Here is a 14368-nt window from a genome sequence, read left to right as displayed (position 1 = left end):
AAACATAAAAGAGGAGAGAAGTATGAACCAGGCAGTCAAAAAAGTAGTAGTTTACCTTTCAATGGTAGCGTTTGTTCTCTTTCTGATTGGATGTTCCGAAAGTGGTGGTGATTCACCCACAGGGCCGGGAGATCCAATAGTGGGTGATGACGGTTCTGATGGTTCCGATGGCTCCGATGGCTCCGATGGCTCCGATGGCTCCGATGGCTCCGACGGCTCCGATGGCTCCGACGGCTCCGATGGCTCCGATGGCTCCGATGGCTCCGATGGCTCCGACGGCTCCGACGGCTCCGACGGCTCCGACGGCTCCGACGGTTCAGACGGTTCTGACGGTTCAGACGGTTCTGACGGTTCTGACGGTTCTGACGGTTCAGACGGTTCAGACGGTTCTGACGGTTCTGACGGTTCTGACGGTTCTGACGGTTCTGACGGTTCAGACGGTTCAGACGGTTCAGACGGTTCAGACGGTTCAGACGGCGGTGGCTCAGGTGGGCTCACACCTGTGGTGTCCAATGATACAATAAGTTATACATTTACCGTAGCTCCCAATCAGGGAAGTGATCCCATGTTGGTTTATGAGGACATTAACCTTGATGATGTACGCGATGAAATAACCAATGCAGGAATTCCTTTGGAAACTTTTTACATATCCCATCTTTCCGTTCAGGCCGGGTCCAACAGCTTCGTAAACGCAAACGGAGATAAAAGAATAGTGGTTAAAGTATCATACTATGATGAAAATAATACTAAGCTTTTAATCGTCGAGTCGGTTGATACAGACATTGTATTTCCGCTGTTAACGGTAAATGATCTGGTTTCGGGTGTTGATCTCAATGAGGGATTGTATGCAAGTGAAGAGGGATATGACTCTTTTACTGAAACAATCAGAAACAGATCGGTGCAGAGTGTAAGATCTGTTGTTGAGATAGAATTTGTAGACGCGCCTGAGGGCAGCGGGGATATTGATGTTGACTTCATGATCAGATCAAGAGGCAGAGCATAGAAAAGTGTTACTGGTAGGTATCTTCTTTGGGTGGATCGGTTCTCTTCGGTCCACCTTACCGCTTTGGGGTGCCCGCGAAGGTTAGCAAACTGGCTGAGAAAAAATGGGGGAGAAGGGTGCAACCCTTCGAATTCTTTATCCCCTGTTATACGAAGACGAGAACTAAGTCCAAAAGTGTAACGTCCCTTTAGTGTTTTTGAGTGTGCATGAGTGGACGGAACGGATGATGGCCTTCCGCCAATTTAATAAGAGAAATTATCGCGACGGCTTTTTCTCGTTAGGGCTGTTTAAAAAATTTATAATAAAATATATCCGGTTTTATTCCTTACTCCCAAGCAGCTATTCCCATTATTACAAAATTAACAATAGGTACAAACAATAGTAGTGCCAACCAACCAGGCTTATTTATCGCCTGAAACATCTTCCAATCCCATATTATGGAATAAACTAAGAATAAAATCAAAGCAACAACGTTAACAAATGGGATTAAAAAGCCTATTAAAAGCAGCCATGGCCACCAGTGCATCTTTGATGCCTGAAAAGCGACAATAAACATTCCTAGTCCGGGAATCCATGCTAATCCTGGATGGGATAGTTTGGCTTTCTTTCCTATAACCATAAATGCAAATGAAATGTATATATACCCCAAAGTAACAACGACAAAATATGTTATCCAAAATGCACTACTTTGAAAAAGCGTCATAAAATAACCTCCTGTTGTTTTTTGATGAATTTATTTCATCATTAATAATGCTTGTAATTGTTTGTTTAAATAGTTTTTGAAAAAACAGCCAGACCGCGATAAAATCTCCTCTCCAGGGGAACACACTCACATATGTCGTATAACGATTAAGCATTCATTCTAAAATTACTCTGCATCTAGCCCCTGCGCTATGGGAACTGGATCTCTATTCTTAGCATACCGATTAGTATAGTTAATATAGGTAAAGGCTCTGGAAGAGTAAATGTTTTGCATAAAAAATATTTGATTTAGTCATAATGTATCTGTTTATACCTCTTTTCAAAAACACTTTTACGGTTAAACTATAGTAGACGGAGCTGTAAGTACTTCAGGAATTACGATCCTCCCTATGGCGTAAATGATTGTTTCGCTTCGCACCACCCTTCGGGCGTCTGTCGGCGTAGGGGTTTACCGAGGCACATAATTCAAATTCGCGAAGAAAGTGCGGATTAAATCATGTATTCGTTATCCATCCACCAGCTCTTTCGATAGGGCGAGCATTTTGAAATCAATGATTACCCCGTTAAGCCTGTTCTAAAACCCTTTTCCTATATCAGGTCGATGCTTTTTGCACGATTACCATCAGTGCATTTTGTCTCTATTTGAGTGGTGGCAAAGTAGATATCATACCGCTCCACCAGCATCACCGGAGCAAGTATTGGAATATACCACCGGAAGAAAACTCAAACATTGTAGTATGCATGGGGGAAATGATGTGTATTATCGAAACCAATGATCCACAGTACCCGGTTGTTATATGGGTGAGTCAAATACACACTTAATGGCGAGGCTCGTGTGTCATACCAGTTGCACCGGGTCACCAGGTGCTCAAGAATGATGGGGTTATCGAAGGAGGCATTTATTTTGCGATGCTGAATAATAAAAGGGTTGAATATGTTTACAAGGAATGGTGGTAGCTGGACATATCAGCTTGTTGCAACAAAACAGGATGAATGTAACTATGTTTAAACACTGATCTGTTGATGTTGTAGCTTTTGTTGCCGGAGAGCCTCGTTTTGAAGGCTTTATTTTCAGGACCGGTTAGCAAGTGTTAAATCCGGGGTCATACGGGTTTTGGATTCTATTGTATTGCTGAAAGATGAAGACAGAAATTGCCAAAGACCCTATTTAAAAAGGCCAGCACTGAAAAAGAAACTCCGGCATATCCTGTACAGGATGAAGATGTCGTTACTACACTTGAGCGCTTAAAAGCATTTAAAGCACAGGGAATAGTAACGGAGGATGAATTCGCGCAAAAAGCAACGCTGCTAAAATTTCAAAAATGCCCTTTAGGTACTACCTGATACATCATGGTGGTTGAATAGAATAAAACTAAAATCATCGGCATAAACTGTTCATAACTAAGCTATTGGGGTATTGAAAAAGAAAAGGTAAACCCAAAGGGGGACTGATTTTACATGTTTTCAATGAACTAATAAAGTATTGTCCTTTAAGATGCTTGCGTTAGGCAGTACAATGAAGGCGGAGGAACATGTCTGGAAATGATTAACCCAAAGATGTCGAATGTACATTTTTCCAGGTTGTTTATCAGGTTGTTTTTTAAACTGTTGGTATTGACATTCCCTGCATGGGGAATACTATTCTTTACTGTCCTTATGCTTGGGGTACTTTTTTCAGTTACTGAGGAAATTAGTTTCTTCAACAGTCTTTATTTTACATTCATTACGGCCATGACGGTAAGATATGGGGATATAACTCCAGATACCGATCTTGGTAAGGTGTTGTCTGTCTGTATGGGAATATTCGGGATTGTCACCACTGGAATTATAGTGGCCATAGCGCTTCAGGCGTTGAAAATGGCATATGAGAAAAGTAACAAAAATGCTAATCGAGAGCAAACAACCGGAGACCGGGACAGGAGAAGTCTGTAAAGCCTCTTATTTCTGAAAGTAAGAGACTGATGGATACGCTAAAAGTGGCCCGAAGTGAAAAGCTGTATGTCTGGCAAAGAACAAAAAAGATCATATTTTGGGGAAAACATGATTTGCAAAAAAAAAGCAGTTCGTAGAAATATATTTTGCTTTTTCTGTTTTTATAAACAAAAAGGAGGCAGGCATGTCTGGAAAAAGAAAAGTATCGGCACTGTTTACTGTTTTTGCATCTGCTGCTATTATAAGTCTATTAGTCTTTTATGCCCACAGCAAGCCAGAAAATGGCTATGACCCGCGCACTACCTACGGACCAGAGGAGCATATTATCTATACCTCCGATGAAATTCAGTGGCAGGACGGTCCCCCCTCACTCCCTGAGGGTGCAGAGTATGCTGTACTGGAAGGTGATCTCTCCGATACCGGATTGTTTGTCGTGCGTCTGCGATTCCCTGATGGCTATATCATTCCCCCTCACACCCATCCGAGTTTCGAACGGATTACGGTTCTGTCCGGAACTTTTAACCTCGGCTATGGTGAAACTGTTGATAATGATAATACTCAAAGGCTCGATGCCGGTGGTTTCACTACCTTGATGCCCGATAACCCACACTTTGCAATTATAGAGGGAGAAACGGTTGTGCAGCAGACAAGCATAGGGCCATCAGAGATACACTACATAAATCCGGAAGATGATCCGCGAAATTAATGTGTGGATCTGTTATCAGCCCTTTATTTGAACGGGTGGTATCAATGAAGTACCACTCTTTTACATTTATACAATAGGGGTCGAACAGGTCAGCCCTTTTAGGAAAAAAACCTTTTCAACCATTTAAAGATATTTTTTTTGTCATATTCCATCTCAATACCAGTTTTTCCTGTTACCAATTCTATGAATTCTTTTGATTCAGAGTAATTTTTAGGAACCCTGATAATTTGGGATTGGGATTCGATTGAATACACAAATTGATCATCAGGATTCACCACTATGGTTTGCTTACCGACATGAATATCGTTCCATCTTTTGTAGTCCATAAGCTGTCTTATTCTCTGTATCTTGTCCCACTCAATGAAATCGCGTCTAAATGCACCATTATAGAAAACACCACACTCATCAAAACCAAACGATATCCTAGAATATCTAATGAAAAGAAAAATGTGCAAAACGAAATCAGGAGAAGATCAGCAATGATAAAATATATATACTCATGATGAAACTGCATCCTTATAAGATCATAGTAAAGGCCCAGAAATGGAAATCGTGTCAATAAGAGGATTTTCATCGGGATACCAACAGATTCCTGTCCGGCCTTTTCAGATGTGAACTCAGACGGATACTTTTCTGCTGTCTCTGCCAAACGCTTCCTTATCCCAGCTGAAAGCCTGATTGTTTTTTCATTCATTTTTGACGAAATGATCCCCATGCATGCAGTCATAACATGATGGTTGTAAGTCAGATCCGTAGTTCTGAAGGATTCCAAGTTTATTCCCACATTTTAGACAAGTTGCCATCGATTACCTGTTCTCCGCATACATTCTTTTGTTCAATGGTTTTCTGGTACATCAGGCCAAGTATAAACTTAAACAATGGAGCAACGATACATCTCCTTTGGCGTGCTTTAGAAAACCCGGTACATCTGAATAATATACCAGCTTATATTAAAACAACGTTTAAGCATTCTTTGTGAAACGCTCCAAAAGCACAATCCTGGCACCCATCTGCGGAACCATTTCATAAAGATTCATGTTGAACAGAGTCGCTGCTTACTCTACATCTGCCCCCTTGTGATGGGGATTGGATCTCTATTCTTAGCATGCAAGTTTAGTATATTAATATAGGTAAAGGACCTGAAAGAGTAAACATTTTGCTTGAAAATTGTTTTGGGTGCACGACTTTGAAATGAAGATGGTCGAGGTAATTTTGACGTAGTGTGCTCAATTTTAAAATAAGTCTCGCAAATATTACAAAAACGATTCATACAGGAAGAATCTCCGGCATGAAACAGAACGCAGACACGTCAGATATTTTTTCTCTTCATTAGTGCCCACTACTTGTTTGCCCTCTTTGATTACCGTGTTGCAGTGAGAGTGGTTGCCTTACCAGGGGTGTTTTGCAGTGGCAGGGAAGGGCTTTGGTTATCTGTTCCATGCGTACCGATTGGCATTTTCGGCATTGATGCTCCAAAATCTCTTCTATTCCTCCGGTTTATCAGTATTGAACTTCGGAATACGTGAGGGCGGGGGAACCAGATCATCTTCCCATCCCTCTTCAAGCTCGATTTTAAGCATTTGTATATTATCCATACATATAAACCAGGTGTAAAGGTATTGGTACATCCCGGGGTCGATCAGATTAGACAAAAGAAATGAGATGCCGCCCCGAAGCCAAATGTCATCATTGTAAATTAATGGTTCTTCTGTAACCGGTATACCGAATTGTTCTCTAAGTATGGTATTTCTATCCTGATCAAAAACTATCATTGCAAGCGGTATAGAAGCAAACACGGTATTGTTGTTATTGTCTAAAGGACGATTTTCTTCAGGAAAAATGAAACGATTGATTCCTTTGATATTAAATGTCATGGTGATACGGTAATCTGCTTCACCCTCCTTTAGTGCATTCATCTCCCAAACAGTGTTTTCACTGTTCGGTTCAGGGGGATTGAGCCTTTCAATCTCAAGTTTATTTACGCTCCCGGTTATTGGGAATGGGGTTTGGATGTTGTAACGTGCATCTACTACTTCCCTGTACTCTTTATAGCTGATGCCTCTTTTACCCGGAACAATTTTCATCATAATTTTATTTGATATTTCCGGTCCACACAATAAAAAGACTCTGTTTGAGCCCAGATCGGATTGGATCGAGGATATTTCCATGAGATCTTCATCGATACACTCCGCGATTGATCCTGGTGCGGGCGGTGGTTCCTCGAAATCAGGAAGTGGAGGAGGGGGATAGGGTGTCAATTTCCTAACTATTACAGCACCTGTTTCAAGGTGAACAGATACAACTTGAGTAGTGGTACTGAGTGAATATTTCACACTACGGTAAGTTTCTATAACCCGTAAAGCTAAAACAGGAACGGTGCTGTGATCCTGAAGGAATACTTCTGGTGGGCCATCAACAAGCAAACCATACTCATTATTACTAAGGCGCTGAGATGCCAAATCATTTTTATTTGCCATCGGATTATCCCAATACTGTTCACCAGATAATCCAAAAGGTCCTGCTGTTTGATCATTCATTTCATCCATACCGCAACTCCAGATATTAAATATTATTATTATTATTAACACTAATTTTTTTTTTGTTATGTCCATGATCTGCGTACATCTCCTAAATCTTCAGCTTTAATGTGTTTCCTGCAATCTGGACAGAACTCGAAATGTCTTGACAATGCCATATTACCTGCACCATACATGATGCATCGTCGCATGACTCCTGCCTGCCTATTTTTGCTGTAATCTGGTGACGACCTTAAAACCACACCAAGACCGTATGCACAATGGGTACCAGTGTGTCCGCGATCTCCGTATACATATCCTTCTGGCACTGCTTTTGGAAACGGCACGCCAGGAATTACTTTGGATGCTGGGCGACCAAAACGTGCATCTGTTTGTTTATCAGCATATACCTGTCCCATATTGTGTGCTAATTCATGCACCAAGGTCCTTGCCATACCTACCGGATGAATATTTCCGGCATGTGTACTCAAATGGATGTTTCCACGAAGAGCGGCACCATTTATCAGATTGTATCCAACGCCCTCTATTTCTATACTTAGGCCAATAAAATGGTTTCGGTGAATGAAACATAAATCACTGTCCCTGGGTATTAATTTCCCCGGGAATGTGTTTTTTGATGATGGAAAAGCAATAGTTATTGTTCGAAAATCCAAAAATGAAATATGTTCTTTTATATCATCTTTATCGGTAATCTCCCGCTTCGTATTGAATGCACAACCGGGATCTCCCTCTTCTGTAGGTTTCCATTCCGAAGATGACATGTCGTACCAATGTGATGCATGCCAGATGATTTTATTTATTGACAATTGTCCCTTATCTAAGCTGTTTTCGAAAACAAATGGTTTGGTGTGTACTCTTCCTGGAGCAAAAATCTCATCGAATTTCTGCCTCCATTCTACCTCTATTGCGAGATAATCACTCCACACAGCTGAAACTGCTCTGTTATTATCTGTATACTTCCTCTTTTTGTTTAGTATATCCAGCCCCTGCCTTCTAGTCATAACTACAGCCTTTTTCCCAGCATCCTTTCTGATATAACTGCCATCAACAATATTGAAGTCGCCATTTGAAGGCAAGTCTTCTCTGGTATATGTCGTCACATTTAGCGGTTCAAACTCAACAAAACAATCATCAAGTACACTTTTCATATAATTTGTTGATTCTGAACTTAATCCCGGTGATCTGTCTTCATTAAAAAAAGTAAAATCCGAAATGCTATTACTCCCCCGTGCCTCAGGCTGAACCATTTCATACCACAACTTCCTCCAGTTCTCCACCTCAAGCCTCAAAGGATAATTCTTCCCATCACTTCCCACCTCCACGGTAAACCGGTCACCTCCTGCAACTCCGCACACAAGTAAAATCGAGGATTCCCGGTCATCAAACTTAGTGAAGCATTTTACTTCACCTTCGTTAAATTCTCTCAAATCGGCATCCGTCCAGTAAGGTTTAATTCCGGTTTTGGGATCGGTACGCTTACTGTTATTCTCGTGGGCGTTGACTTTCCAGTAAACCGCCGACTCGTCCACATTCTGCGCCAGACCCCTGGGCCTGACCCTTATGGTTAGTTCTCTTCCCTCATTTGTACCGTTTGAATCCAGGTTTACATACTGCTTATGAGGTCTGTCCGGGTTCATTACATTAGGATAGACAAACTCAAGGGCGAACGGTTCAGAATGGCAGCTTACAGGAACAACATCAATAGCCCTTCTCTCTGTTCTCTCGGTATCGTAAACCGGGTTCTCCTCTCTTGTCACCATTACGTCCTCATCAGGATGATCAAGCAGTTCAGGCGCCTGGGCCCTGTCATAGAACACAACCTCCACACGACGATTTCTTGCGTCTTTGGGGTCTGTGCCCTCCATGGGAAAACTCTCTCCACAGGGATAAACGCCTTTACCGTTGTAACCGTAGGAAAACTCCGGCAGAGTATCCTCTGCTATTAATTTCTTTGGTTCTGTTTCAACAAAAGAGCGTATTGTCTTAAAGATCGCTTTCCAGGTCTGGGGGCCGATTTTCCCGTCTTCCGTTATGTTCTCATTGAATTTGATGTTGAACATCTCCTGAAACGCCTTTACCCCTTCTTCTGTTTTCGGCCCGTTTATGTCATCAACTTCCCCGGGGTCACAGGGCCAGTTGTGAGAGGTCGAGAGGGTTTTCAGTATCTGCTGGTAATCCTTGACCCTGCTTCTGTTCTTTGTGATCTCAGCCCAGGCAGTTTCATCGCCGTCCAGAAGAGCCTTTACTGCACAGGAGCGCAGCCTGGATAATTCGTAGTTGTACCCCTCGCTGCCGGTTTGGTCGGTATGACCAAAGAGGACCAGCTCTTTGTCGGGGAAATCATGGGCATAGTTTGTGACTGTCACAAGCTCGCTTATAAGGTGACCATCCTCATCGATGCAGGGTACAGCGCTGTCAGGATGAAACAGACAATCAGGTATTTCTAAATAATCCGCTCTGATCTTACACGCCACAGGCATCTCAAGTACCGGGCTGTCTATTATGTTCTCACCCCTGGAGTGGGTGATATTCTTTATGATATAACTACAGGGGGTATTGGGGTCCTCTTTACAGGCATTATAATGAGCAAGGTTCATATACCAAAGGTGTTCAATCTCCATGACTGCTGTGCCATCTTTTTCGATAAACCCGTTTACTTCCTGAGCTAAATCCTCCTCCTTGCCATCGAAGGTGCAAAAGAGTTTTCCTCGTATTTTGGCACGAATGGTTTCCTTAAGATACTCCGCTTTTACCTCAAGAAAACACTGCTCATTATAAGAAAAGCCCTTTGGACCCGGTTTCCACTGCGCAGATATGAGCCGTACTTCGGGTTCGGCATCTTCATACAGATCGCGTTCACTTTCATCTACACCGGTTACAAATTTGGGTTTCTCATCTTCCGTTTCTTCCGGTTGCACTCTGCCAGTTTCTCTATTCAGAGGTTTTGGCGCAACACTCCAGTCAAGGTCTGAGTGGTTCATTATTGGTAAGCTCCTTGATGTGTGTGTGATGGAATCGTCTGGACTAAATACAATATATAACATTTGGTGATGTGGGTCAATGGGAAGGGGAGAAGTGATAATAATCTTTTCTATGCCGTAGAATACGATATACATGTGGTTGCGAGTTGAGTCGTAGAATATTCGTCCTCCGGGACGAGGAACTATGTTTTGGTTGTTGTTGCTATAAATATCCAATCCCTACGGACCCAAAAACTGTGTGCAGTAAAAATAATTTTAATGATTGTTTCGTAGGGAAGTAAATTAACAACATAAATAGGCTATTCTGACTTAAGTATGGAAGGCGTTTAAAAAAAGGTGTTGAACAAAGCCTTCGGCAGTAAATCTATTCCACGTTTAATCTCTTATGTAACAATGAAAGGAGCAAACTGCTGGATCCGTTTCATTGTGTTTATTACGGTTTCTTCGTACACACTCAGTTCACGAGCGGTCTTCTCTGAACCTATTCCCTTATCCAGTCGGTAATACAAAAATCTGACGTATCATTCGTATTGCAACTCTCCTTCGTGACATCAACCTCCCTGAAAAGAATCGTAAATACAGGAAAATTGAAAGGTAAATTACGGAGAGAGGAAAACCGGTCAAATAAGTTGAGATTGGGTGGTCAAATTGTGTGAGATCGGCCATCTCTCTTTTAAAGACGGAAAAGTTACTTTCACCTATACAGATTACAAGAACGACTGTAAGCGCAAGGTAATGACACTCTGTGCAGTGGAATTTATCAGACGGTTTCTGTAGCATGTTTTACCCAGTGGCTTTATGCGGATAGGACATTTTGGTCTCTTTGCGAATCGTGATCGCACCGAGCATATAAACCTCTGCAAGAAACTACTGGGTGAGTATACGCTGGTTGCAAAAGAAACGCCCTCCTGCTGGTGGGAGCAGATACTGGAGAGAACGGGGAAACATCCACTGATATGTTAAAAATGCAATGCCGGGATTTAGTGTACTAATATAGGTAAAGGACCTGAAAGAGTAAACATTTTGCTTGAAACTCTTGTAATTAGCGATAAAGTAACTGTTTATGCCCCTTTTCGGTGGCAAATTTTACCGTCCTAGAAATTAACCTTTTATCTCCCTTCCCCTTCCGTGTGTTCCGTGCCTTTCGTGGTTAAAAATCCTAAGAATATCAACCACGGAATACACGGAAAGCACGGAAAGGAGAAAAAACCAAAATCAGTGGTCTGATGTCTTCACTGAACCAAAATCTAACCTTTTATCTCTCTTCCTCTTTCGTGTGTTCAGTGCCTTCCGTGGTTAAAAATCCTAAGAATATCAACCACGGAATACACGGAAAGCACGAAAAAGAGAAAAAAACCAAAATCAGTGGTCTGATGTCTGCAATGAGCCAACATCCGAATACAAGGATTATCCGGTTAGGTAATGTTTCAGGCACATTTTAATACCATGATTTTACACCGCTTATAACTTACTCTGTTTATTGCAGACCGTGCCGATACGTTCTTGCGTGAAACTACTATACCCCGCCGAAAAGATCGAACGTTTGAGTCTTAATCTCACTCTTAAGCACTGCAATCACCCGATACGATAGCCCGGGGAGTGCTTTCTCCAGTTTTTGAAGATTTTCATCATCAATTGCAATCAGAAAGTCGATATCTTTTGTTGCTCTGGGGTTTCCATATATTCCTACAGCCCACCCACCTACAAGAAGATACCTAACTTCATTTTCGTTTAAGAAACGTATAAAATCTCTGAAATCTTCCGGTAGTTGCCTCTGGGCCATAAAAACACGCCGGGGAGGGGCCAAACTCGAAGACTCGATGGCCCCGGGAAAAAGACCGGCGAAAACACTCACGAGCCGCTGATCGGGGCGGATCGATATCCCTAACATTTTCTCGTGGTGCTCACTTCCGTTCGCTCCTGTGTACTTACAACAAGAATCATGTCGAACAGAACCGCTGCTTACCATATATCTACCCCTGTGCTATGGGGATTGGATCTCTATTCTTAGCACGCAAATTAGTGTACTAATATAGGTAAGAGCCCTGAAAGTGTAAATATCTTGCTCAAAACTCTTGTAATTATCGATAATTTAACTTTTTATGCCTCTTTTCGGTAACAAATTTTTACCGTCCATAGAAATACCACGACAGCACAGTTAAAACTGCTTCAACATCTTTTAGCCAACATCCGAATACAAGTTGTTTCAGGCACATCTTAATACCATGATTTTACATCGCTTATAGCTTACCCTGTTTATTGCAGACAGCACCGGGGGCTGGTTCAAACAGTGTGAAACAGAGGTCAAACAGTGTGGAACAGAGGCCAAACAGTGAGGAACAGAGGCCAAACAGTGAGGAACACGGGTCAAACAGTGAGGAACAGGGGTCAAACAATGAGGAACATAGGTCAAACAGTGAGGAACATAGGTCAAACAGTGAGGAACATAGGTCAAACAGTGAGGAACATAGGTCAAACAGTGAGGAACATGGGTCAAACAGTGAGGAACATGGGTCAAACAGTGAGGAACATGGGTCAAACAGTGAGGAACATGGGTCAAACACCCCTGCACGGGGGGTGTTCCTCACTGCACAAGGCGTGTTCCTCACTGCACGGGGGGTGTTCCTCACTTCACGGGGGGTGTTCCTCACTGCACAGAGCATGTTCCTCACTGCACAGGGCATGTTCCTCACTGCACAGAGCATGTTCCTCACTGCACAGGGCATGTTCCTCACTGCACAGGGCATGATGCACAAACAGTGCTTACTGAAACCATGTAAGCCGGTGTTTATGCAGTACTTAAAGAAAGCGTAGGATAGTTACAGGAAGAACGATATACACCGTAGAGTTTTCACAGGAATTTTTAGAGGGGGGATAGTAAGATTCTTACAAGGTTTATATTCGGTTGTCACTGCGACTGCTTCTGTATCTACTGTTTTGGAGCCTTCTTACCTTCCTTACCACCAAACCAAACTGGGGGGTGGCCACCTTCGCCTCCCTGGGCTCCGTAGCAGTAGCTACTGCTACGGGTAGCCGGGCGATGCCCTTTTTTCCAGGGCTAAAGAAAGTAGGCACTCGCAGGCCATGGATGGCCGGAGAGCACCATCCCGTCTTCGGGTGGCCCGAAGGTTGCAATCCAGGACGGGATTGCATGAACGAACGCCCTAAGAGTCCCGCACCGGCTCTTCTGTTCGTGATTTCGCCGGGGAGGGGCCAAACTCGCAGACTCGATGGCCCCGGGGAAAAAGACCGGCGAAAACACTCACGAGCCGCTGATCGGGGCGGATCGACATCCCTGACATTTTCTCGTGGTGCTCATTGTACCCTCTGAGAATATATGTCTTTTGTTAATCAAATGCTTAATATAAATAAGTAATTTGAGAGCACCCAAATAGCTATAAAAAATATCTGGCATCCTATCAGGAAATTATTTCTTCTCATTTTTAATGCAATAGGAAGGGCAAATATCAAAAATAAAAATAGCTCGAAAATGAAGATAGATATTTCAAAATGGATAAGTCTAAATAGAAACAAGAACAAATAAAACAAACTTGCGGTATAATAAAACATCATCAATTTAGTGTTTGGGGAATGTCGTTTCCCTAAAGTTATTCCACTGGCAACTATGATAACTAGTGTAACTAAAGTATAAAAATCCATAAAACCTCACTATGCTTTTGATCGACATAAGAACATTTTATTCAATAATTCTGCAATCATCATATTTATAATGCGATAATGCATTCTTGTAATCTTATTCCGCCCTGTTTTTATTTCCGCGCTCAAACTACAAGAAATTCCTTGCGCAAAATGACCTATAACTTCCCCGTAGCCAACACATTTCTGGTACATTTGCCTTCTCCCAGTTTCGATCCATACACCCAAAAACCAGATTTTCCCGCTCTAACTTTGGTATCAGTTTACCCCTTACTGTTTCCCATCGGTTTCTAATGCCCAGCCCGAACTCTTTCACACGTACTTCACCTCTTACTATCATCTATAAATAACCCCAAAAATCGAGCTCTCAAAGCCCCAAAACAAGAGACTGGCTCTACCTAAAGCAGTGGATTGTGGGATATGAAGGCATGAAAGGAGCATAAGTGCCGCAAATTGAAAATGTAAAAATGACAGGTTCTCCATATAAGTTAAATAATAGATTGAAGCATTGCAACAGCTTACATGTCACATAATGCAGTCCTTATAACATTCAATAATTTATCTGATTGCAGCTCAGGGAAATTCTCATCCGCCTCCCGTGACAATAGCCCAGGGGTCCCCCCAAACGGATCCTTCCACGATTTCACCATTGACGCCCGGGGGTGACCCAATCTATCGCCTTTAGCCCCATATAAATCTCTTTTTCTAAATCCAAATCTCTTACTCTCCAACGAATGTTACGCACTTTCAGTGCTTGGGTTCTTTATCGGCACCAATACCCGGGGTTGCGCCAGAAGACTGGCTTACCCCGGGCTATAGTATCACGCACTTTCAGTGCTTAAGAGAGGAG

General features: G+C 42.5%; 11 protein-coding genes. 5 read left to right on the top strand and 6 right to left on the bottom strand.

The annotated features are described in order from the left end of the window. Nucleotides 1-22: 22 nt before the first annotated feature. Nucleotides 23-1003 carry a hypothetical protein gene (locus QA601_17170; GenBank protein ID MDG5816831.1) on the top strand — a complete coding sequence of 327 codons (981 nt, stop codon included), beginning with the start codon at nucleotides 23-25 and terminating at the stop codon, nucleotides 1001-1003. 325 nt (nucleotides 1004-1328) lie between these two features. On the opposite strand, the gene QA601_17165 is transcribed toward QA601_17170, so the two are convergent. Next, on the bottom strand, nucleotides 1329-1706 hold the full coding sequence (locus QA601_17165; GenBank protein ID MDG5816830.1) for a hypothetical protein: 378 nt from the start codon (nucleotides 1704-1706) through the stop codon (nucleotides 1329-1331). A gap of 1151 nt (nucleotides 1707-2857) precedes the next feature. On the opposite strand from QA601_17165, the gene QA601_17160 reads away from it, so the two are divergent. The 3 genes from QA601_17160 (at nucleotide 2858) to QA601_17150 (ending at nucleotide 4343) form a co-directional block, all read left to right on the top strand. Continuing rightward, complete coding sequence (locus QA601_17160) at nucleotides 2858-3049, top strand: hypothetical protein (GenBank protein ID MDG5816829.1); 192 nt, start codon at nucleotides 2858-2860, stop codon at nucleotides 3047-3049. A gap of 198 nt (nucleotides 3050-3247) precedes the next feature. Continuing rightward, complete coding sequence (locus QA601_17155; protein ID MDG5816828.1) at nucleotides 3248-3637, top strand: potassium channel family protein; 390 nt, start codon at nucleotides 3248-3250, stop codon at nucleotides 3635-3637. A 184-nt stretch (nucleotides 3638-3821) separates the two neighbouring features. Beyond that, nucleotides 3822-4343, top strand: a complete 522-nt coding sequence (locus tag QA601_17150; GenBank protein MDG5816827.1) for a cupin domain-containing protein — start codon at nucleotides 3822-3824, stop codon at nucleotides 4341-4343. Nucleotides 4344-4441: 98 nt separating this feature from the next. Here the strand turns inward: QA601_17150 and QA601_17145 are convergent, their stop codons facing one another. The 5 genes from QA601_17145 to QA601_17125 all read right to left on the bottom strand — a co-directional run bounded on the left by QA601_17145 (nucleotide 4442) and on the right by QA601_17125 (nucleotide 11830). Then, nucleotides 4442-4669, bottom strand: a complete 228-nt coding sequence (locus QA601_17145) for a hypothetical protein (protein ID MDG5816826.1) — start codon at nucleotides 4667-4669, stop codon at nucleotides 4442-4444. 8 nt (nucleotides 4670-4677) lie between these two features. After that, entirely contained in the window at nucleotides 4678-5037 is a 360-nt protein-coding gene (locus QA601_17140) for a hypothetical protein (protein MDG5816825.1), read from the bottom strand. Between the two features lie 790 nt (nucleotides 5038-5827). Then, on the bottom strand, nucleotides 5828-6889 hold the full coding sequence (locus tag QA601_17135; protein ID MDG5816824.1) for a hypothetical protein: 1062 nt from the start codon (nucleotides 6887-6889) through the stop codon (nucleotides 5828-5830). A 56-nt stretch (nucleotides 6890-6945) separates the two neighbouring features. Next, complete coding sequence (locus QA601_17130; protein ID MDG5816823.1) at nucleotides 6946-9861, bottom strand: peptidoglycan-binding protein; 2916 nt, start codon at nucleotides 9859-9861, stop codon at nucleotides 6946-6948. Nucleotides 9862-11377: 1516 nt separating this feature from the next. Further along, nucleotides 11378-11830, bottom strand: a complete 453-nt coding sequence (locus QA601_17125) for a hypothetical protein (protein MDG5816822.1) — start codon at nucleotides 11828-11830, stop codon at nucleotides 11378-11380. 323 nt (nucleotides 11831-12153) lie between these two features. Between QA601_17125 and QA601_17120 the strand changes: the two genes are divergently transcribed. Further along, the gene (locus QA601_17120) at nucleotides 12154-12675 is read left to right on the top strand and encodes a hypothetical protein (GenBank protein ID MDG5816821.1); all 522 of its coding nucleotides are present in this window, start codon (nucleotides 12154-12156) and stop codon (nucleotides 12673-12675) included. The last annotated feature ends 1693 nt before the right edge of the window (nucleotides 12676-14368 follow it).

It is taken from the genome of Chitinispirillales bacterium ANBcel5 (assembly GCA_029688955.1).
Taxonomy (GTDB): domain Bacteria; phylum Fibrobacterota; class Chitinivibrionia; order Chitinivibrionales; family Chitinispirillaceae; genus Cellulosispirillum; species Cellulosispirillum alkaliphilum.
Note: the sequence above shows the minus strand (reverse complement) of the source record. Positions and strands in the feature narration are given on the sequence as shown.